We start from the raw sequence: 21086 nt of genomic DNA, 5'->3' as shown, positions 1-21086 counted from the left end.
CTGGACCCACTGGTAACACCGGACCTGCTGGCATCACTGGGCCTACTGGACCCACTGGTAACACCGGACCTTCCGGCAATACTGGGCCCACTGGCATCACTGGACCCACTGGGAGTACTGGACCGACCGGCTCTGCTGGTAGTTCCTCAGCAAAAAGTATTGTTTTTCAAGGAACAAATGCTGGTTTTCAACGTATAGCAGGTTCACCTGGCATTGACTCTAACGTTATTCCATATGTCACTGCTGGGACCGGTAGCATAGTTGGGTTTGCTGCGTCTATAAATGTAAATAATTTACCTGCTGCTGTTTATACGATTGATATTTGCAGGAATGTCCCGACAAACCTCACTGCCCCTACTTCTAGTTACATCCTATCTACTATTACCTTAACTATTACTGACAAAATCACCGGAACTATAATATTTTCCATTAAACCGACGGATACTGGAACAGGACAAATTCAAGTATTTAATCCTACTCCGGCAATAGGTCCCGCTACTGTAACTTGGACTAGTACTACAACAGGAAACCCAGTTTCGAGAGGGGATGCGATATCACTTTATATTAATCCTGGCATTACTGAAAGTGCAGTATATTCTATTTTTCTAATTACCAATATTTAGTTCTCTCTTAAAAATAATTTATTTAACAAAAAAGAGATCACTCCCAAATAAGTGATCTCCTTTTTAAAAATACTTTTTCATGATATCGGCAATATAACCTTCACCGTCGTTCCAACCCCAACTTCACTTTCAAAACTCATTTTACCGTTGTGGTCTTTAATAATTTTTTCTGTGACTACTAAACCTAAACCTGTTCCCGTTTCTTTTGTTGTGTAAAAGGCTTCATTTAGCTTCGGAATTTTTTCTTTTGGAATGCCGCAACCCTCATCCTTAACTTGAATAATGATTGCATCTTCTACAGTCACTTTAATCGTAATCGTTCCACCAACTGACATTGCTTCAATCGCATTTTTAATTAAATTAAAAAATACTTGTTTTAATCGTTTTTCATCGCATGGAATCGATGGTATGTCTTTACTGTAAATACCTTGTATGTGCACGCCTTGATTTAAAGCAGGCTTTCCCATAACTCGAATAACATAAGCGATAATTTCTTCTATATTATGAATTTCTGATTCTGGTGATTTAGATTTCTCGAACCCACTAAGTTCTGTAGCGATTGTATGAATTCGTTCTACTTCTTGTTTCATAATATCACTATATATTTTATCCTCTGGATATTTGTTTGCTTGTTTATTAACAAATTTATCTAAATTAGCTAGGGGTCTTCTAATTTTGTAACCAATAACTGTAGCCATTTTCCCAACAGTTGCTAGCTTTTCTGTTTGTTGTATTTCTTTATCCATCATCTCAAGCGTACGAACGTAAGATTGAAACCTTAAAAACATAATCCAACATATAATAGTAAATACGCTATATAATGCCATTGGAATTAAAACGAGTGACGAGTGAATAATGATTCCTATAAGAGCGTATTTCCCAACAAGTATGCTCGGGACTAACCAAAAATATCTTTTATTCACAAAGAGTGGGGCAAATAAAATAAAAAATCCTTCTACTATATTCCCACCATCAAACTCAGCATCACTACCGTAATAAATCATAAAATTATGGATAAAATCTAATAGGTTATATCCAATTAAAATAATATACTTCACTGCAAATGGATTTTTCCATTTCATAAAGTATATTCCAGTGCAAAATAAGATCACCATTAGAAAATAAAGCCATAAACCTAAACCATCTTCAAATTGTCCTACTCCTTCTTGCTCTCCCCCTATTAAAGGTACAATAAATTCGTAGGCAAGATCGTATACAAAAAATATAATGAAAAATAAACTTAAAAATATTTTCAGTGCCTTCATTTCTTCATTCTTAAATATATCGTCTTTATTCATATGGTAACTCCTAGCTTTTCTCCCACTTGTATTTCATTATTTCCAAATTTTTTTGGAAGAATAATGTCTATTCTTGTTCCCTTATCTCTTTCACTTGAAATATGTAACTTACCAAGGTGTTCGTTAACAATTCGATCCGCTACCGTCAGTCCCAGGCCAATTTTATCTTGTTTCGTTGTATAAAAGGCCTCTTTAACACGAGCTAAATTTTCTTTCTTCATACCGTGACCATTATCAATTACACTTAGCATTACATAATCTCGTCCATTATTTTCTAACCGTAACTCTAATGTGCCACCTTGCTCCATTGCCTCTAGAGCATTTTTTATGACATATAGAAAGACTCCTCTTATTTTCTGCTCATCACATTCAACCTCTATTGTCTTTTCTTCCATATTAGAAATAAACTGGACGCTAGATTCATTCATTTTTTCGTGAACAATTGTTACTGCTTGTAATGCGATTTCACCTATATTATGTTTCTTATAAACAGAAGGTTTACATGTAGCAACTTCCATTAACTCACTTATCATATTATTCATATTTTCTATTTCAAAAATCATCTGTTTGTAAATAGGGTCCTCCCCATGCTTCTCTCGTTGTAATTGCGTAAACCCTTTTAATGAAGCAAGTGGATTTTTAATTTCATGTCCCACTGTCGCTGCCATTTTTCCGATTACTGCTAATTTTTGTGATTCACTAGCAATCTTAATACTTTCCTTTACCGCTGAAAGGTATTGTATAAATCGATTTAAAATGATGTATGCCGCTATTAATACGAGTGTATACATAATGAGGAACATAAATCCTTTTACTTCCTTTAATACAAATAAATAAATAACATATTTCCCTACAATAGTCGAAAGTACAAACACAAAATATTTTCTATTTAAAAATATAGGTACAAAGAAGATAAAAATAATTTCTATTATATTTACTCCATCAAATGCCGCTTTATTATAAAGCAGATACGAAAGTATATTAACAATTTCTATTCCTATGTATGCAAATACACATGTATATTTAACAAGGTTCGCTTTCTCTTTTTTTATTAAATATGCATTCATACCGAGGATTGCAGTCCCGCAAATAACTTGCCATAATATGCTATGTCCCTTATCCTCTAGCGATTTGTTCTCTAATACGGTTGCGTAGAAAATTTGGTATGAAACAACAATGACATAGAGCACCCATAAAAAAATTTTTGCATTCCTTTCTTCTTCTTTGTATGATAGAAAACTTCCTTTCACTTCAACACCCCTTCAAAATAATATCTCGAAGAATACCATTTATTATAATAAATGATTTTCACAGACAAACAAAGATAAATCGAACATTTGAGGAAAATCATCCCAAAAGAACAAGCAAATCCCCTCATTAATTAAATGTATGCCAACCTACCTATATTCCTATTAAAAATAATGTATCTTTATCATTTTTTAATAGGAATATAGGATCCGCTACGTTAGAATGTTTTTCTTATCTCGGTATGCAGTCTGCTTCCTACGCCCTCATCAAAATATTGCAAGCAGCCGTAAATGAAGATGTAACAAAAGATTTAAGTGAAATTAACGTCCTAACAAAAATATTCCACGGTTTTCACGATCAACTTATCCCTTACAAAAGCGCTGAACTCACACAAAAGCGAATTAAAAATTCTCAGTTACATCCTCTTACAAATAGCGGTCACAGCCCTCCAATCAATCAATTGGATGAATGAAATGAAGAACTGATAAAATTTTTGCATTCATAAAACCTGCGCCAAATCGTGTGATATGAACACACTTTAAAAAAAGATTAAAATTCACATATTTCTCACAAATCAATTAATAAAACGATTACATTTTCATTTATACTAAATGTACAGGTAATACTCCCTAAACCCAGCTTGTCTGGTTACCCCGTTAAATACTATAAAAAAAGAACTTGTATCGTTTATACAAGTTCTTTTTATTTCTTTTACTTAAAGAGGATATCTTTGCTATATTGATCTCCAATGAGTAAATCGTACTGAAGCATTTTATATTGCTCTAACATTTCTTTTTGTTTCTTTGTTAAATCATTGATTACTTCTCCATTTTTATCAACTTTTAATTCATCTCTAAGCACCGGTATTTCCTTGTAAAATCCCGATAAAAATTGATAAAATAACGATTTATTTAATCCTGCATAATCAAAAATAAGATTAGAAAAATAAATTGGACTTACTACACCTAAATTATCATTTGGCATATCAAAGTTTGCGTACATTAATAGCGGCGTTTGGGCCATCGCTAAACGTTCACTCGGTGTTTTTTCATTCGTTATATACCCATTCTCTTTATAAAAAGATTTATTTGTTCCTAATGATGGAAGATGATCTCCAAAGAATACTAATAATGTAGGTCTATCTAAATTATCTAGTTGCTCTATTAAATATTGAAGAGCCTCATCTGAACGTCTTAACCCTTCTGTATACGTTTCTAATTCTCCCTTTGATTCTTCATTTTCTAGACCGCTAATCTCTATTAGGTTTTCACCAAATCGGCCTTCTGTAAATGGAAAATGATTTTGCATCGTAACTGCATGAATAAATGTAGGTTGTTTTTGTTTCTCTAACTCAGCAATTATCTCTTTACTCATCGCTAAATCACTAATATAATCTCCAGCAATATCTACATTTTCCATCGTATCAGCTGCATTAAACTTATCAAACCCTAACACTCTGTATACGTCATCGCGTTTGAAAAATGAGCGACCAAATGAATGAATTGCGCTTGTGTAATACCCTTCTTTTTTCAACGCCGTAGGAATTGATGGAATTTCTTTTTTATTTATAACGACCTGCTGATATGGTATAGAACCTGGCTTTAACAAACTCATTGAATAACTCGTTAACGCTTCAAATTCGACGTTCGCCGTATTACCTCCAAATGTAGGAGAAATAGTTTGTCCACCAGGAAAATTTTCTATATAATGATGCAAATTTGGTACAGGATCTTCACTAAAAGAAAGATTTGTTACTTTCGTCGGATCCCAAAACGATTCACTCATTACAAAAATAATATTCGGTTTCTCTTTTTTCTTTTGGTTCCCTATATTTCCACTATATTGTTGTTTTATATCATTTGCTATTTGAAGCATATTTTCTTTAGAATAATTTTTTGGTTTTTCCATAACTGTTGTATCTAAATTGCTAATAAACCCAAGTACAAAACCATTTGAAGCATAGTTCTCATTTTGATCCCACAAAACAAAATCTACACCTGATTTTTGAAATACTTTATTCATAAATGTATTCGCAAAATTACCGTACGCATATAGAACAAAAATAGATCCTACTACTAATAAGGCTCTTATTCCTAGATGAATCTTTACATTTTGAATATACCTTCTCATATATATCCCCGCTACAATACAAGCCACAATACTTAAGATAATGACAAAAATATAACTCCAGCTAAAATAGTCCATCACCATCGGGATGACAGATTGCATATGCATAATTTGTGTGAAATCAGAAGGATATAGCGGATCGCCTCTGAAAATAAGCTTTAAATAATTCACAATACCTAAAATGACTAACGTACAGCTCGTTAAAATCATACTTAGAAAAACCTTGCCTATTAAATTATAAACAAGAATGTATATTGCATAAATTACTACAAAACTTAATATAAACTGCATGTTATAAAAGTAAATCCAATTCATTGCCCCTATAAAACTCATATTAACTTGCATGACAATATAAAATAACGCTACTGTATGAGCTAGTAAAAACAATGTAAAATGCACTCGTAGGGATGCCCTAAGTATAGACACCTCTTTTTTATTAAAATGTGAAATATAAAATGTGATGCCCCATATGAAAATCATCATAATAATTAAAACAAGATTTTGATTTAAATGCTCTTTCATTATGTCTAAATTAAAAACCTTTAAAAGCATAAACAGCATAGTTATTATTAATAAAGTCACCATACTACTTATAATGCTAGAAATTAATATATTTCTTTTTGGAAGATGAAAAAATGTAGGACCATACTTCAAGTCATTCCCTCGTTTCTATGTCTTAATTTCCCTCGCATCGAAAGAACTATTTCTATTAAAATAACATATATGACATATTTCGTCTGCATAATTGCTTCTATCATGAATGGATTTTCTTAATATTCCTTTAATCAACAGTTAAATTTGTCATACAAATTATTCATTCTTGAAAAACTTAATTTCAGCATTCCACTTTATGATATAATAACTATGTTTTGGAAATCCTTAATACTATTAAAGATTTCACATAAAAATACGAAAGAATTAATAAAAAGGAGTTGCTCATTTTTGCTTACTAAGTTTAAGAGTTTACCTAAAGCCGTATATGCAATTTTGGCGCTTTCTTTCCTGTTGCACGTTTTTTGTTTAGTAAAACAGCCAGGATTAGATGGAGAGTTAGTCAAAGTAACATATGGTGCAAATGATGCCTTTAACTATTCGTTAACAGCTGAACAACTATTAAAACATGGTGTATTTGGTTATGTGTATTTGGAACCTAGTGAAGTTCCAGGAAAAAATGCATATATCACACCAGGTCAGCCATTACTATTAGCTGGCGCTATGATTATTTCTGATATTACATCAATTCCTTACTATTACGTAGCAACTGTTATTAACATGATTATGAACCTATGCACAGTGCTATTAGTATTCTTAATAGGAAAAGAATTGTTCGAAAAAAACATTTACGGAATTGTTGCAAGTATTTTATATGCTATTTATCCAAGTAACTACACATACTTCCGTACATTGCTAACAGAAGTTCCATCCATATTCTTATTAGCGTTATGTGTATATGTATTTGTTCTCGCATGGAAATACAATAAAGTGAAATTCCATATATGGTTTGGAATTGTCGTTTCAATTTTACTTATGTTCCGTCCAAATCCAGCTCCAATGATGCTCATACCTGTTCTTGTCGTGTTATTTACATATGGATTTAAAGACTCCATTCGAATCGGATTGTTATGGTTTATCGGACCTTTCTTTATTATTGGCGCATGGGTGGTTCGTAACTACTTAGCACTCAACCAATTTATTTTATTCTCAACCCAAGGTGCAGATCCACTAATTGCCGGTGCAGATCCATTTAATAAAATTGGATATGAAAATATAGTAAATGAAATGAGAGCTAAAGGCTTAGATGACAAAGGTGCCTACGCAAAAGAATTAATCAAGAACGGCTTTAAGACGGACTTCACTTATTGGTTCTCTTGGTTCACTGTCGGTAAAACAATTGAATTATTCAAAACAGCTCCTGCTGTAGACCAATACCGTATTCACAACTTTATGCAACTATGTCATAGAGTGTTTATCATCGGTACATTCTTGAGCAGCTTCTGCTTCATGCTAAATTCATTTAAACATAAACGCGTTATGATGTTAGTAGCAAGTTCTATTATTTACATTATCTTCTCAAACTTATTCTTAGCAATTAATCGCTATGGATTTTTCATTAATCCTCTTATGTGCTTAATTCTTGCATACGGATTAATTCACATTGTGCAGAAGCTTCCATTCTTCCGCACTAACCAAGCGTAATAAGAAAGAGGTCGTCCACCGTTGGACGACCTCTTTCTTATTACCCCACACTTTGCACACGGCCAATTTGTCCATTCTGTAATCGCGCTTTAATTCCGTACGTATGTGTTTCTGTATTTGTCAAAATATCTTTCACAACACCACTCACTGTTTTACTTATAAATGCAAGTTTTTTACAACTATTATATAACGAAAAGAACTTGCTACAAGACAGGTTCTTTTCGTTATTTTATGATAAAAGAGAAAATCATTAGCATGTGTATTATATAAAAGGAAGCAGCCATATTTTCCATACGATACATACGAGTACTATAATTACAAAATCAAAAAAATCTAATCTCGGGCCTTTTTTCATATTCATATGTAGCCACATATGAAACCATTTTATTTTTGTATATTTATGGATATTTTTCTTTGCAAATCGGTAAATAAGCATTTGCATGATAAGAAATCCGGCCACAAAAATAAATAATAAAATGAGAAATCCAATCACAAAATTCCTCCTATTTTTGTAGCGTTTTTTCTACTATCCGATTTTTCAAAACCCACTCTTCAAACTGGGCACTTCCAAATTCCCAGCTAAGATCACGAGCATATACAGAAAAAACGTAATGGCCAGCATATTCATCCATAAATCTACCCGTCTCAATCTCATCTTTCTGAAGTCCATATACTCCAAAATTAAAATACACATCCCATACGTCTTCATTTTTTCTTTTATAAGCAATCGATTCCATATCACATTCTGTTCCGAAATAATCAAGATGTAAATGTACGCTATCATCATATTCGTATTCCATTTTATCACCCCTTATATTTGTACTTCTTTATCACCCAAAAAATTCCTGCTATCTACACTCACATGTGGGCACTTACCTACATATCATGCTTGTAGAGTGACTTCTAGGAGGTGTTATATAGTGAAAAAATTAATTGCTGTTTTTTGTATCATGTTACTAGCTGTTTTCACATTTGCTGCTTGCAGTAGTAAAAAAGAAGGTACGAAAGAACAAACTCAAAACATTCGGATCGGCGAAGTTACCCATTCTCTCTTCTATGCCCCGTTATATGTTGGGATTGAAAAAGGATTTTTTAAAGATGAAGGATTAAATATTGACCTCCAAACAACAGCTGGCGGAGATAAAACGATGACCGCCCTATTATCTGGTGGCATTGATATTGCTCTCGTCGGCTCTGAAACATCCATTTACGTTCATCAACAAGGCGCAAAAGACCCTGTCATTAACTTCGCACAACTTACACAAACAGATGGAACATTTTTAGTTTCGCGTAAAAAATTAGACTCTTTTAATTGGAATGACGTAAAAGGTGTTACGTTTTTAGGACAACGTAAAGGCGGCATGCCGCAAATGGTTGGAGAATACGTTTTAAAGAAAAATGGCATCGATCCTCACAAAGATACAAACTTAATTCAAAACATCGAATTTGCTAATATTGCAAATGCCTACGCATCTGGTACGGGGGAATTTGTACAGCTCTTTGAACCGACTGCAAGTATATTCGAAAAAGAAGGAAAAGGTTATATCGTCGCTTCGTTCGGAAATGAATCTGGTACTGTTCCGTATACCTCGTTCATGGCAAAGGAAAGTTTCTTAAAGAAAGATAAAGTTGCTGCTGAAAAATTCACACGTGCTCTCTATAAAGCACAACAATGGGTTGATACTCATAGTCCAGAAGAGATTGCTGATGCCGTTTCTCCGTTATTTAAAGATACTTCAAAAGACATTACAGTAAAAGTAATTGAACGGTATAAAAAGCAACATTCTTATGCGACAAATCCGCTATTAGATGCGGAAGAATGGAAACAGCTCCAAACGATTATGAAAGACGCTGGCGAATTACAAAAAGAAGTTCCACATGAAGCGCTCGTCAATACGAAAATTGCCGAAAGCGTTATTAAGAAATAGAGGCGAAGTGTATGAGCTTTTTACAAATACGTAACGTTTCTCACTGCTTTTTCGCAAAAGAGAATGCCAAATTAATTCTCGAAGATATGAGTTTACAAGTGGAAGAAGGCGAATTCATTTCGATACTTGGCCCAAGTGGTTGCGGCAAAACGACACTCCTCTCCATTATTGCCGGGCTGCTTGATCCAATTGAAGGTATCGTCTTTTTAGATGGTGAGCCCATTACAACGAAAACTTCATCTATGGGATATATGTTACAGCAAGACTACTTGTTTCCTTGGAAGACAATTGAAGAAAATATTATGCTTGGACTTCATATCCGAAACATTTACGATGAACAGACGAAAGAACATACTTTACAGCTTTTAAAGCAAGTCGGTCTACATGATGTAGAGCAGCAATACCCTCGTGAACTATCCGGTGGTATGCGTCAACGTGCCGCCCTCGTTCGAACGTTAGCGACCGATCCGAAAATTTTATTGCTAGATGAACCATTCTCTGCGCTCGATTATCAAACGAAATTGAAACTAGAAGATCTCGTTTTCAGCTTACTACGCAAATATAAGAAAACGTCACTACTCGTGACACATGATATTGAAGAAGCAATTGCGATGAGTGATCGTATTTATTTACTACAAGCGAACCCTGGAAAAATTGCAAAAACATTTATCGTCCCAGAAAGCATCCGCTCCTTATCACCGTTAGAATCACGTCACCACCATGACTTCCCATCCCTCTTCCAAAATATATGGAAGGAGCTGGAGCGCCTTGGATAACATAAAGCAACTGCATGAACAGTTTCGGAAGAAAGAACGCAAGCGCGCATGGTTAGCACGCTCACTGCAGCTTTTACTACTCATTCTTTTCTTTGCACTATGGGAGATAGCTAGCAAAAAAGAGTGGATTGATCCTTTACTCTTTAGCTCCCCTTCAAGTATTTGGAATCTCTTCCTTAGTAAATGGATTGACGGTTCGCTTTTGGTTCACATATGGACGACATTACTTGAAACAGGAGTAGGCTTCATTCTTGGAACAGTACTCGGTGCTATTATCGCTACTTTCCTTTGGTGGATCCCACTTCTCGCCCGCGTACTCGATCCCTATCTCGTCGTCCTAAACGCCATGCCAAAAGTGGCACTTGGTCCGATTATCATCGTAATCTTCGGCCCAAATATTTCTTCGTCGATTGCGATGGGAGTAATCATTTCCATCATCATTACCATTCTCGTTATTTACAGCGCATTTCAAGAAGTCGATTCTAACTATATAAAAGTGATGGACACATTTGGCGCAAATAAATGGCAATGTTATAAGCAAGTCGTTCTCCCTGCATCCTTCCCAGCCATTATTTCAACGTTAAAAGTGAACGTTGGTTTATCATGGGTCGGTGTTATATTCGGTGAACTGCTCGTCTCTAAACAAGGTCTTGGCTACTTAATTAGCTACGGGTTCCAAGTATTTAATTTCACGCTCGTCTTGCTGAGCGTACTACTCACCTGCGTCCTCGCAACACTTATGTATGTGTTTGTTGAGGCAATTGAAAAACTTCTAATTGGAAAACGAAAAAGAAGCTGACTTAGAGTGATAGACTATAGTCAGCTTCTTCCTTTACCTTTTATCACACATCTTTGTTTCATTCGTAACGTTGCCATTCGCAACTGTAACTGTATGGAAACAATCTTTCACACGTACTGTAACGACATTTTCTTTTCGATCTATTACATGATAATCATCATACTTTTTATTTAATGCACTACGAATTTGCTCCCCTTCAAAAATCGGAAAACCGTGAGACATTACCCAAATGAGACCAGCAACCGCAAGAATCGTTTTCATACGTTTCATTACCTCCTCGAGAGTAAAGTTTTAGTCCCTACAATATGCGCATTATAATTGTGTCTAAATTGTGACATTTTTATACTAATTCTCTTTTAAAACTTCAGTTCCTTCTTCTTTTTATAAAAATACAGAATTTTCAATTTTATCAATATAAAAAACGCAAAGAACTAAAATTCTTTACGTTTTCTTAGCTAAAATATTTAACTTGCATTATTGTCCACTATGTTGTTCTATCGTTTTCGAAACATCATATAATCCCGATAAAACTTCCGCTCTCATTTTGACAAGCTCAGGGAACTGATAGAAGAACGCAATCTTTTTATACTTTAACTCCGATCCTTCTTTCACCTTTTTTGAATCTTGTAAAATAAATGCTGTAAACGTATCTGCAATATCTTCCGCTACATTTGTCGTTCCATACTGTGATACAAACTCATCATGTTTTTCTTTAAAAAATTCAATTTGCGTTTCTTCACTTTCTTCTACTTTCTTTTCTGTCCACTCCTTCTCAATTGGTTTCCAGAAAGAGTTATAAAATTGATTAATATAAGATTTTTCTTTCGCACATCCCTCTTGTAAGAAAAGAGTTTCACATTTATTTCTGTACGTTGAAATATCTTTATCTTCTTCAAAATCCTTTACATACTTTTCATCCACTGGTATTTGCTTATGCCCGAGCGTTAACACGTGAGCCGTCTCATGAATTAATGTTTTCATCACTTCATCAATATTTACCGCAGAATCAAGCGTATCTAAGCTAAGAGTCCAGTCTTTCGGATTCTCTATACTAGGCATAACGTGAGCAACAACACCGTCATAGCCATCCGTTATTAGATCAAATTCTGTTATATTCCCGCGATATTTAGCTGGAATAAGCGTGCGATACATATCCCATAAATCTTCATGATACCCTCTATCTTGACGTTGTTGTAGCACCTCTTCTTTCGCTTCTTTATCTTCAGCGAATACTTTATTTAAACGTTTCCGTTCTATTTTTTCAAAATAAGGATCTACAATTTCATCACCATCAATATAATAAGAAGCTAAAAAGAAGTAATTTTCATCATCATCTTCTTTTTTCCGCTCTGCCTTTTTCATATCTGCACTTTCATGCTCTTCTATTTCATAATCTTCTACTGCTTCAAGCTCAGATAATCCATCTATTTTTTCATATACTTTTTGAAGTTTCTTATCTCCTATTTCTATGCATTCTTCTTCGGTTTTACAAATTTCTTTTTCCTTCACACTCTTCATAGAACTATCGCATCCTGCCATTAAACCCATTGCGACGATAACTCCTACTAACTTACCATACAGTCTCCTCATACAATCCTCCATTATTCCATTCTACAAAAATATAATAATCATTTTTTTACGAATATGCGATAATTAATTATAAAAACTGTAAGGAGGTTTCTCATGATTCGAGCAGTCTTATTCGACTTAGATGGGACACTATTAGATCGGCGCCAATCTCTAGAACAATTTATTCCTGATCAATATAATCGCTTTACCTCTCACTTAATGAACATAGAAAAATCCGAGTATTGCTCTCGCTTTCTCGAACTCGATAACAATGGTTATACTTGGAAAGACAAAGTGTATACTACTCTCCTTTCTGAATACAACATTACTACTTTAACGCCAGAGCAACTGTTGCACGACTACATTACTAACTTTCAACATCATTGTATTCCTTTCCAAAACATGCACGAATTACTGCAGCGTTTAACACAACAAAATATTAAAATCGGCATTATAACAAATGGCTTTACTGACTTTCAAATGAACAACCTGCGAGCACTAAACATACATACGTATACAAATACAATTCTCATTTCTGAAGCGGAAGGAATTAAAAAACCACATCCTGAGATTTTTGAACGTGCTTTAAAAAAGCTAGATGTTCAGGCCACAGAATGTCTTTATGTTGGAGATCATCCTGAAAATGATGTACTTGGTTCTGAACGGGTAGGAATTCTTGGTGTGTGGAAGAGAGATTCATTTTGGGGTGACTTTGAGCATCCACATATAGTGAACGATTTGTTGGAGGTGCTTTCGTTTTTAGATGTAGACATACAAACAAGACAATAGTAAAAGGAGGTTTCGTTTCCCGAACACCTCCTCTTCCTTTATGATTCATATACTGTAAACTGCGGTTTACTCGGATGATCTTGAACTAGCGCATCATCTGGAAAATTTGAAACTTTTCGATATAAGGCAATGTCACCAATGCAACCTGCTGTTAGTAGAATTCCTAAAAATGAGAGCGGCTCTAGATTCATAGCTAATCCCAATACAATTGGCAAAATGCCAGTTGGTAAAAACGGTAGCATTAACACTTTCTTCATTTGCTTTACTGTAATCGCCTGTTTAGAATGCGCATATGCAACACCTAATTTCCAATTAACGCCCCATTTTAATTCACTCCATGGTACGCCTCCGATATAGCGAAATCCTATTAAATGTATCGCTTCATGAATACAAATGAGAACAAGCATTGCGATAATAAAAAGAAACATAGTTGGTAGCGTAAATTCCAATTGAACCCCGCCTGAAAGAAATGCATGCAAAAAACTAATTCCAAATGCCAAAACAAATATTATAAGAAATGCATAGATATTTAATTTAACCATCGAAATAGTAACAGTCGTTTCTGCTCTTTTATCCATCTTCCCCCTCCTAAAATGTAAATATATCTTTACAAAATTGTATATTATACCCAAAATAAATGTAAACATATATTTACATTTATTCTTACACACAAAAAAAGAAACCGGCCACTTTACTTCGTAAAACAGCCGATTTCTTCTATATGTTTCATCGTACGCGCCAATACATCGTCGCGCATTATAAAGCTAAATTTTCTATCTGTTTTAATGTTGTCAGGAATGTCTGTTAATAAAACAGATCCTTTCGTTTCTTCGTAATGCGTATGTTCTTCTACCGCACTAATTGTTGCAAAATAAATGTTTTTAATGATTATTTTGTCTTTTCCAGATACTTTATATTGTCCTAAGTAAGTTAAATCAGAAACTATGCCGCCGGTTTCTTCATGAACCTCTCGAACTGCCGCTTCTTCCGGTGTTTCCCCTAGTTCTACTTTACCACCTGGAAATTCAAGACCGCGACGTAAATGATGCGTTAATAACCATTGATCCCCGTACCGGCATACAACCCAAACATGCTTTGGCTCAGGAGAAAATGGATAACGTTCAAACGATAATTGTACAGTGTTGTGGTAATAATCTTTAAATTTGTACATGCCATTACTCCCCTATTGATGGTTACAAGTTTTTCCTACCACAAATTGTAGCATATTCTCGCTTTTCTGCATAATATTATCCAATTATAATCCATTGATTATTCCCATTTGCGCGACTAATTCTTTCGTCTCATGATTTCCTAAATCGTAAATCATTTTATATGCTTTTTGTAGTTGTTCATCATATCGGTCATTATTTGAATCATGATGATACTCAACAAATGGAACGTGGGAGCGTACAAATGAACCTAAATCCTCTACATACGCTTGATCAAAGTACTCTCTTAACTCCGTAATTTCCTCATCATTTGCGGAAATCTCAAAATTATACGTATCCGCTGTCTTCACTTGTGAAATTTGACCGTTTCCTATTGATATATAATATGTTTTTTTCTGCTCCATGTAACACCCTTCTTTCATCCTTTTAATTTCTATTGTTTTCATTAATTACAAAATTATGTAAAATAAAGAAAAGGAGGGGTTTCATGTTTAAAATATTAATTATCGGTATTATCATCGTCCTAGTCATATTAGTACTCTCCGTCATGACGATTAATAAAGGCTATGCATATAAACATTCTGTTGATAAGCCAGAAGATAATCCTTATACAAAAAAGAATAAGGAGGATTCATAGTATGCTTCGTATACTTCGCATTGTAATCGCAATTGCTGTGATAATTATGTCAGCAATTGGGCTCTATACAGGTCAAAATAGCTTTCTACCACTTTCACAATTTCTATTAGGAGCTTTATTATTTCTCATCGCAATTGAACAAATAAAGAAAATGGATTCAGGAACAGGCTTTATTTGTATTGCTGCTGGAGCTTTCATCTGGATCGTTCTCATCATTAGCCATATAAAATAGTAGGGGGGAATGTACATGTTAAAAGGATTACAGATTACTTTTCCACTCATTGCATTATGTATAGTAATTTACGGATATTTTACTGGTAATAGAGAAATGATGCCTTATATGTTCATTTTCTTAGGGTTAATGGCTTTCACTATCGGACTAAGAGAAATAAAACAAGACAGAAAATCTAGTGGCATACTTGCTTTTCTCGCTGGATCTGGTGCTTTATTTCTTAGCTTCTCGGAAATATTTCGGTAAATAATCTATTTAGGGGGAATTACATGCTAATTGGATTACGGATTGTTTTAGGACTTTTCACGCTTCTCATACTCTTTCTTTGCACTTATATCCAGATTACCGATCATTTCTCACTTCTCCCATACGTACAATTTATTCTCAGTTGTTTCTTTATTCTTGTCGGAATTAACGAAATTATATCCGGACGAAAATCCATGAGCATTCCGTTTTTTTTTGTGTCTATTCTTACGCTCTTCGTTCTCATATCAAACTACCTTCGCTACGTATAGAATGAAATCTTGAGCAATTTCGCATTTACAAGCAAGTAATAAAATAGGGATGATTTTTTTGTCAGTTTTTGTCGGTAAGTCGATATTCCATGTCGAAACGTCGATATATTAAAAAAATCGTTGATATATTTCAAGTTGTGTTCGATATATTAAAAAAATCGTCGATATAATTTTATTTATTATCATGACATAAAAAAACTGCCCTTTCACAGGCAGTTTTTCCTTCTTATCCAAATACTTTCTCAAGTTCATCTTTATCTTGGCTTAACCAGAAGTTCATTAAGCGTTGTGCTCCTTCTAAGTCGTGAAGCTTCGCTTGACCACACTGCGTTTCATTTGCAGCTGGAATTTCTGTAATTTGAACCGCATCTTTTAATGTTAGTTCTAATAAATCGATGATTTCTCGAACTGTCGGTGTTCCACTTACTACAAGATAATATCCTGTTTGGCAGCCCATTGGTGAAATATCGATAATATCAAAATGCGGATAACGATCAATATATTTACGTAAATTAAATGCTAATAAATGTTCTAACGTATGAATAACATCTGGTTTCATTGCTTGTTTATTCGGTTGGCAAAAACGAATATCAAATTTATTTACAATACCGTCACTACCTACGTTGTGAACTCCGCAATGTCTTACATAAGGCGCCTTTACAATCGTATGATCTAATTCAAAGCTTTCTACTGATGGCATACAACATCTCTCCCGCTTTTAATTTAATTCCATTATATCCAATATGATATAACGGAAATGCACATTAGTAAAGTATTATGTACAGTCGTGCTATAATACTTTAAGAATATGCTGAAAAGGAGACCGTTATGAAACAGATTTTTATTGGGATTATACGCTTTTATCAAAAGTTCATATCTCCGATGACGCCACCAACTTGTCGCTTTTATCCAACTTGCTCTCATTATGGATTAGAAGCGTTTCAAAAACATGGTGCCCTGAAAGGGTTTTGGCTTACTTGTAAGCGTATATTAAAATGTCACCCTTTCCACCCAGGAGGATTTGATCCTGTCCCGGATAAAAAGGATGACAAAGTAAATTCTTAATTGTCGTAACCATTCACAACTAAATCTAATTTTCCTGTATCAGGATCGATAACAAGACCGTGAACAGGTACTTCTTCTGGAAGTAATGGGTGGTTGCGAAGTACTGATACGCTATGTTCTACACTTTCTTCCACACTAGAGAAACCACGCAAGAATTGTTCTAAATCGATTCCAGAATAACGAAGCATATCTAATTTCTCTTCTGTTATACCGCGATCTTTCATTTTCTCAATTGTACTGCTTGCTTGAATTTTTGCCATACCGCAATCATGGTGACCAACTACACATACTTCATCAGCGCCAAGTTCATATACAGCAACTAAAATACTACGCATAATACTTCCAAACGGATGTGAAATAACAGCACCTGCTACTTTAATAATTTTCACATCGCCGTTACGCATATTCATCGCTTTCGGCAATAGTTCAACAAGTCTTGTATCCATACAAGAAATAATGACCATCTTTTTGTTTGGAAATTTCCCCGCTACAAACTCTTCATACTTTTTCTCTTCAACAAATTTCTCATTGTACTGCAAAATCTCTTCTAATGACTTCATAGTAAAGAATCCTCTTTTCTCTCATTTACACTACATAAACAGTGTACCAAAATATGAAAAACACAAAAAGGATATCGCTTTATAGTAAAAATAGGATATTTTCAGATAATCGACATAATTCTTTCAAAATATACACACAGCTTTGTAACAAGTCCCCTCTATTTAAAACGTATTTTCACTATAAACTAATTGTAGATAATGTAAAAAAGGAGTGAATATTTATTATGTCCGACGTTCTGTTACTGAGTCGTTTTCAATTTGCAATTACTATTTTTTATCACTTTTTATTTGTACCTTTGACAATCGGACTTGTTATTTTAGTGGCATGTATGGAAACTCAATACGCCCGCACATTGAATCCAACATATCGCAAAATGGCAAACTTCTGGGGTAAATTATTTACAATTAACTTCGTCATGGGGATTATAACCGGGATTACGATGGAATTCCAATTTGGAACCAACTGGTCTGAGTACTCCAAATATATGGGAGATATTTTCGGATCCCCTCTCGCAATCGAAGCACTCGTTGCCTTCTTCTTAGAATCTACTTTCATGGGAATATGGTTATTCGGTAAAGACAAAATTTCACCAAAGTTCCGTGCCTTCTGTATGTGGATGGTTGCACTTGGAACAAATATTTCCGCACTTTGGATTATTACAGCAAACGGCTTTATGCAAAATCCAGTTGGCTACGTCGTACGTAACGGCCGCGCTGAATTAAATGATTTCTGGGCACTCGTTACGAATCCATATGCTTGGAATATGTTCTTTCATACTGTAGTTGGTTGTTATATCGTTGGCGCTTTCTTCGTTATGGCAATTAGTGCCTATCATTTATTACGCAAAAATGAAGTGGAATTCTTCAAAAAATCATTTAAGTTTGGTTTAATGCTAGGCTTATTCGCCGCAACAATTACACCGTTTATGGGACATCAATCTGGTGTATCAGCAGCTAAATATCAACCAGCTAAAGGAGCTGCGATGGAAGCTGTTTGGGAAACTGGAAAAGGACAAGGCTTCTCGATTGTTCAAATTCCTGATGTGAAAAACGAAAAGAACTTTGAGTTCCTTACGATTCCGAAACTAGGAAGTTTCTTCTATACAAATTCATTTGATGGCGAAATTGTTGGTTTAAAAGATATCCCGAAAGAAGATCGTCCAAACATTAACCTCGTGTACTATAGCTTCCGCTTAATGGTTGCACTTGGTATGTTCTTTATGGCATTAACTTGGTATGGCTTCTATTTAAACCGAAAAGGAAAACTAGAAAACTCAAAACGTTATTTAAAGGTTACAATATGGTCTGTTTTACTACCATATATCGCAATTAACGCTGGTTGGATTGTTGCCGAAGTAGGTCGTCAACCATGGACAGTTTATAAACTAATGCGTACAGCAGAATCTGTATCACCTATATCTGTTCCGCAGATTTGGTTCTCATTAATTAGTTTAATCTTGTTCTATACTCTACTCTTAATTGCAGACGTATACTTAATGCTGAAGTTCGCGAAAAAAGGACCTGCTGCATTAGAAGAGCCTGCTACTGAAGGAGGTACAGCTCATGTCTCATGATATGCTCGCAATTATCTGGTTCGGTTTATGGGGCGTAATTTGGACAGTTTACTTCATTCTTGACGGCTACGCACTTGGTAACGGAATGATTTTCCCATTCGTTACGAAAGATCGACAAGAACGAAATCAATTACAAGAAGCAATTGGCCCGTTCTGGGGTGGTAATGAAGTGTGGTTAATTACAGCCGGTGGTGCAACATTTGCTGCCTTCCCAGTCACATATGCAAATATGTTTAGTTATCTATATACACCGTTATTCTTAGTATTACTTGCACTGTTTGCTCGTGCTGCTGGACTTGAATTCATGCATAAAGACGATTCACCAATTTGGCAAAAAACTTGTAAATGGGCATTTGCAATTGGTAGTTTCCTAATCGCTTTCTTATTCGGTGTTACGTTCGCTAACCTTTATTACGGACTACAAATCGGAAAAAATGGCTATGAAGGAAATTTACTTAGCTTACTCAATCATTACGGTATTTTAGGAGGTCTATTCTTCACTGCTATATTCGTCGTATCTGGTGCCCTTTGGGTTATGATTAAAACGACTGGTGAAGTATCTGATCGTGCTTATAAAATCGCAAGACCATTTTCAATGGCAGCTGCTATCATTTTAGCTATTTTCTATGTAGCAACCGCCAATCGTACAAATTTATTCCAAAACTTCACAGAATATCCGGTACTATTCATTCTTCCAGTACTTGCAATGTTAATGAGTGTACTCGCACTTATTATGGTGTACAAACATAAAATCGGCCTTGCATTCACATTCGTTTGCTTAACAATCGCGATGTTTATGACAACTGGCTTTGCGGGCATGTTCCCAAGAATGTTACCATCTCGTATTAATGATGATTATAGTACAACGTTATACAACGCAGCTGGTAGTCAATTAAACTTAAAAATTATGTTCTTCGTGGCAATGGTTATGGTACCAATTGTTATTGGATATCAACTTTGGAGCTACAGTATCTTTAAAAATAAAATTCATAAAGACTCTGCTAAAGGGTATCACTAAAATGAAAAAGACACTTCGGTTGAAGTGTCTTTTTTTACGTATGATTTTCGATAGGATGTTATATTTCTAATCTAACAACTACAATACAGAAGAATCATTAACAGCTCACAGCTAGATTGTAGCACAGGACAAGTTCATCATTTTATGCAATTTTACATATTTCTCTATAAAGTAAATTGTATTCCCTGATCATTCACATCGCTATCCCCTACATCTGCTGTACTAACGCCATTAAATGTGTGTACTTTTATTGCTGTATTCGATGATCCCGATCCATTATAAGCTTTCGTTTTTTCAATCGGTTGCACGTTATATTTGTCTCCTAAATTAATCGTCCCGTTACAGTTTTCAATAATAACACCTTCTACAATTGACGGCATTTTGTCACCTACTTTCATTTCATTACTTTTAGTTTATGAGAATTGCCTACAAAAATAGCATGTTTCCATAAGAAAAAGCACTCAGCCTGAGTGCTTTTTCTTATTTACTTTTTTCTTTTTCTCACAAACAATTCCATCGCCATCACGATCTAAATGCTTACCATAATACGGGCTGTCTCTTGTAATATCATAATATCCAGCATCGTTTGCTTCTTTACAGTTAGCAAAGCGTTTCGGATTAGGTTTCACTTCTGATTTCGGTTGTGGTTGTTTTGCTCCTGGTCTTTCTTCAAATGGTAACGTTGCATTATATAAGAATTGAACGTATTGCTCACGACTTACATGTATTTTAGGTGCGAATGTACTATCACCAGTTCCAGCCGGAATATACTTTGTCATATTCCGGCGAACACAAAAAAGAATCCTGCAGGATTCTTTTTTGCTAAGCATGAATGGCAAGTCTGGAGACAGTTGACTTCTTCAAAAATTTATTAGGGGTAATATTTTGAAAAAGAAAGCCTTTCATATGTAGGTTAACACCGCTGGAATATATAGTAAATTGATAATATTTATACGGAAGATT

General features: G+C 34.8%; 25 protein-coding genes and 3 pseudogenes. 13 read left to right on the top strand and 15 right to left on the bottom strand.

Annotation, left to right across the window (positions count from 1 at the left end):
* Nucleotides 1-623 (top strand): collagen-like protein (locus Q9B79_RS23600; protein ID WP_306188151.1); only part of this gene is annotated, 623 nt, incomplete at its 5' end.
* A gap of 77 nt (nucleotides 624-700) precedes the next feature.
* Here Q9B79_RS23600 and Q9B79_RS23595 read toward each other — a convergent pair.
* Both Q9B79_RS23595 and Q9B79_RS23590 read right to left on the bottom strand, forming a co-directional pair.
* A complete protein-coding gene (locus Q9B79_RS23595) occupies nucleotides 701-1921 on the bottom strand; it encodes an ATP-binding protein (RefSeq protein ID WP_306188149.1) in 1221 nt (406 codons plus the stop codon).
* Nucleotides 1918-3171, bottom strand: a complete 1254-nt coding sequence (locus Q9B79_RS23590; RefSeq protein ID WP_306188146.1) for an ATP-binding protein — start codon at nucleotides 3169-3171, stop codon at nucleotides 1918-1920. Before Q9B79_RS23590 ends, Q9B79_RS23595 begins: the two co-directional genes overlap by 4 nt.
* A 99-nt stretch (nucleotides 3172-3270) precedes the next feature.
* Here Q9B79_RS23590 and Q9B79_RS23585 point away from each other — a divergent pair.
* Nucleotides 3271-3641 (top strand): annotated as a pseudogene (locus Q9B79_RS23585) (alpha/beta fold hydrolase); the annotation flags it as partial.
* 239 nt (nucleotides 3642-3880) lie between these two features.
* Here the strand turns inward: Q9B79_RS23585 and Q9B79_RS23580 are convergent.
* Nucleotides 3881-5950 (bottom strand): LTA synthase family protein, encoded by a 2070-nt coding sequence (locus Q9B79_RS23580; protein WP_306188143.1) that lies wholly within the window; start codon nucleotides 5948-5950, stop codon nucleotides 3881-3883.
* Between the two features lie 288 nt (nucleotides 5951-6238).
* On the opposite strand from Q9B79_RS23580, the gene Q9B79_RS23575 reads away from it, so the two are divergent.
* On the top strand, nucleotides 6239-7492 hold the full coding sequence (locus Q9B79_RS23575; protein ID WP_000956217.1) for a glycosyltransferase family 39 protein: 1254 nt from the start codon (nucleotides 6239-6241) through the stop codon (nucleotides 7490-7492).
* A 40-nt stretch (nucleotides 7493-7532) separates the two neighbouring features.
* Here the strand turns inward: Q9B79_RS23575 and Q9B79_RS23570 are convergent.
* The 3 genes and pseudogenes from Q9B79_RS23570 to Q9B79_RS23560 all read right to left on the bottom strand — a co-directional run.
* A pseudogene (locus tag Q9B79_RS23570) lies at nucleotides 7533-7649 on the bottom strand (DUF2196 domain-containing protein); the annotation flags it as partial.
* 105 nt (nucleotides 7650-7754) lie between these two features.
* Complete coding sequence (locus Q9B79_RS23565) at nucleotides 7755-7985, bottom strand: hypothetical protein (RefSeq protein ID WP_000578986.1); 231 nt, start codon at nucleotides 7983-7985, stop codon at nucleotides 7755-7757.
* A gap of 10 nt (nucleotides 7986-7995) precedes the next feature.
* Nucleotides 7996-8292, bottom strand: a complete 297-nt coding sequence (locus Q9B79_RS23560) for a DUF3986 family protein (protein ID WP_306188138.1) — start codon at nucleotides 8290-8292, stop codon at nucleotides 7996-7998.
* 120 nt (nucleotides 8293-8412) lie between these two features.
* Between Q9B79_RS23560 and Q9B79_RS23555 the strand changes: the two genes are divergently transcribed.
* The 3 genes from Q9B79_RS23555 to Q9B79_RS23545 are packed head-to-tail and all read left to right on the top strand — an operon-like array spanning nucleotide 8413 to nucleotide 10995.
* On the top strand, nucleotides 8413-9420 hold the full coding sequence (locus Q9B79_RS23555; RefSeq protein ID WP_029440219.1) for an ABC transporter substrate-binding protein: 1008 nt from the start codon (nucleotides 8413-8415) through the stop codon (nucleotides 9418-9420).
* Between the two features lie 11 nt (nucleotides 9421-9431).
* Nucleotides 9432-10196 carry an ABC transporter ATP-binding protein gene (locus Q9B79_RS23550; RefSeq protein WP_000009049.1) on the top strand — a complete coding sequence of 255 codons (765 nt, stop codon included), beginning with the start codon at nucleotides 9432-9434 and terminating at the stop codon, nucleotides 10194-10196.
* Nucleotides 10189-10995, top strand: coding sequence for an ABC transporter permease (locus tag Q9B79_RS23545; RefSeq protein ID WP_306188132.1), 807 nt, complete (start codon nucleotides 10189-10191; stop codon nucleotides 10993-10995). The genes Q9B79_RS23550 and Q9B79_RS23545 overlap by 8 nt, the downstream gene beginning before the upstream one ends.
* Nucleotides 10996-11028: 33 nt before the next feature.
* Here the strand turns inward: Q9B79_RS23545 and Q9B79_RS23540 are convergent, their stop codons facing one another.
* Nucleotides 11029-11256: a hypothetical protein gene (locus Q9B79_RS23540; RefSeq protein ID WP_000849119.1), complete on the bottom strand. Its 228-nt coding sequence runs from the start codon at nucleotides 11254-11256 to the stop codon at nucleotides 11029-11031.
* A 213-nt stretch (nucleotides 11257-11469) separates the two neighbouring features.
* Nucleotides 11470-12585 (bottom strand): recombinase family protein, encoded by a 1116-nt coding sequence (locus Q9B79_RS23535; RefSeq protein ID WP_306188130.1) that lies wholly within the window; start codon nucleotides 12583-12585, stop codon nucleotides 11470-11472.
* Nucleotides 12586-12678: 93 nt separating this feature from the next.
* Between Q9B79_RS23535 and Q9B79_RS23530 the strand changes: the two genes are divergently transcribed.
* On the top strand, nucleotides 12679-13353 hold the full coding sequence (locus Q9B79_RS23530) for an HAD family hydrolase (RefSeq protein ID WP_306188128.1): 675 nt from the start codon (nucleotides 12679-12681) through the stop codon (nucleotides 13351-13353).
* 38 nt (nucleotides 13354-13391) lie between these two features.
* Here Q9B79_RS23530 and Q9B79_RS23525 read toward each other — a convergent pair whose 3' ends face one another.
* From Q9B79_RS23525 to Q9B79_RS23515, 3 genes are all read right to left on the bottom strand, one after another.
* On the bottom strand, nucleotides 13392-13931 hold the full coding sequence (locus tag Q9B79_RS23525; RefSeq protein WP_306188125.1) for a DUF3267 domain-containing protein: 540 nt from the start codon (nucleotides 13929-13931) through the stop codon (nucleotides 13392-13394).
* A 113-nt stretch (nucleotides 13932-14044) separates the two neighbouring features.
* Nucleotides 14045-14524 carry an antimutator 8-oxo-(dGTP/GTP)ase gene (gene mutTA / locus Q9B79_RS23520; RefSeq protein WP_000276386.1) on the bottom strand — a complete coding sequence of 160 codons (480 nt, stop codon included), beginning with the start codon at nucleotides 14522-14524 and terminating at the stop codon, nucleotides 14045-14047.
* Between the two features lie 84 nt (nucleotides 14525-14608).
* Nucleotides 14609-14926, bottom strand: coding sequence for a hypothetical protein (locus Q9B79_RS23515; RefSeq protein ID WP_000435820.1), 318 nt, complete (start codon nucleotides 14924-14926; stop codon nucleotides 14609-14611).
* 83 nt (nucleotides 14927-15009) lie between these two features.
* On the opposite strand from Q9B79_RS23515, the gene ytzI reads away from it, so the two are divergent.
* Genes ytzI through Q9B79_RS23500 form a run of 3 tightly spaced genes read left to right on the top strand, consistent with a single transcriptional unit; the run spans nucleotide 15010 to nucleotide 15637 of the window.
* Nucleotides 15010-15159, top strand: coding sequence for a YtzI protein (gene ytzI, locus Q9B79_RS23510; RefSeq protein ID WP_306188121.1), 150 nt, complete (start codon nucleotides 15010-15012; stop codon nucleotides 15157-15159).
* Between the two features lies 1 nt (nucleotide 15160).
* Entirely contained in the window at nucleotides 15161-15391 is a 231-nt protein-coding gene (locus tag Q9B79_RS23505; RefSeq protein WP_306188119.1) for a DUF3953 domain-containing protein, read from the top strand.
* A 15-nt stretch (nucleotides 15392-15406) separates the two neighbouring features.
* Complete coding sequence (locus Q9B79_RS23500; RefSeq protein ID WP_306188117.1) at nucleotides 15407-15637, top strand: YczI family protein; 231 nt, start codon at nucleotides 15407-15409, stop codon at nucleotides 15635-15637.
* A 495-nt stretch (nucleotides 15638-16132) separates the two neighbouring features.
* Here the strand turns inward: Q9B79_RS23500 and luxS are convergent, their stop codons facing one another.
* On the bottom strand, nucleotides 16133-16606 hold the full coding sequence (gene luxS, locus Q9B79_RS23495) for an S-ribosylhomocysteine lyase LuxS (RefSeq protein WP_001141371.1): 474 nt from the start codon (nucleotides 16604-16606) through the stop codon (nucleotides 16133-16135).
* A gap of 128 nt (nucleotides 16607-16734) precedes the next feature.
* Here luxS and yidD point away from each other — a divergent pair, with 128 nt between their 5' ends.
* Nucleotides 16735-16971 (top strand): membrane protein insertion efficiency factor YidD, encoded by a 237-nt coding sequence (yidD, locus tag Q9B79_RS23490; protein ID WP_000809334.1) that lies wholly within the window; start codon nucleotides 16735-16737, stop codon nucleotides 16969-16971.
* Here the strand turns inward: yidD and Q9B79_RS23485 are convergent.
* Nucleotides 16968-17531, bottom strand: a complete 564-nt coding sequence (locus Q9B79_RS23485) for a beta-class carbonic anhydrase (RefSeq protein ID WP_306188113.1) — start codon at nucleotides 17529-17531, stop codon at nucleotides 16968-16970. The genes yidD and Q9B79_RS23485 overlap by 4 nt on opposite strands.
* Before the next feature lie 224 nt (nucleotides 17532-17755).
* On the opposite strand from Q9B79_RS23485, the gene cydA reads away from it, so the two are divergent.
* Complete coding sequence (gene cydA, locus Q9B79_RS23480; RefSeq protein ID WP_306188110.1) at nucleotides 17756-19105, top strand: cytochrome ubiquinol oxidase subunit I; 1350 nt, start codon at nucleotides 17756-17758, stop codon at nucleotides 19103-19105.
* The gene (gene cydB / locus Q9B79_RS23475; protein WP_306188108.1) at nucleotides 19095-20123 is read left to right on the top strand and encodes a cytochrome d ubiquinol oxidase subunit II; all 1029 of its coding nucleotides are present in this window, start codon (nucleotides 19095-19097) and stop codon (nucleotides 20121-20123) included. Before cydA ends, cydB begins: the two co-directional genes overlap by 11 nt.
* A gap of 164 nt (nucleotides 20124-20287) precedes the next feature.
* On the opposite strand, the gene Q9B79_RS23470 is transcribed toward cydB, so the two are convergent.
* Together Q9B79_RS23470 and Q9B79_RS23465 are read right to left on the bottom strand one after the other, a co-directional pair.
* The gene (locus Q9B79_RS23470; RefSeq protein WP_142337531.1) at nucleotides 20288-20521 is read right to left on the bottom strand and encodes a spore germination protein; all 234 of its coding nucleotides are present in this window, start codon (nucleotides 20519-20521) and stop codon (nucleotides 20288-20290) included.
* A 63-nt stretch (nucleotides 20522-20584) separates the two neighbouring features.
* Nucleotides 20585-20899, bottom strand: a pseudogene (locus Q9B79_RS23465) (excalibur calcium-binding domain-containing protein); the annotation flags it as partial.
* Between the last annotated feature and the right edge of the window lie 187 nt (nucleotides 20900-21086).

The organism is Bacillus sp. MHSD_36, from assembly GCF_030757775.1.
Taxonomy (GTDB): Bacteria; Bacillota; Bacilli; order Bacillales; family Bacillaceae_G; genus Bacillus_A.
Note: the sequence above shows the minus strand (reverse complement) of the source record. Positions and strands in the feature narration are given on the sequence as shown.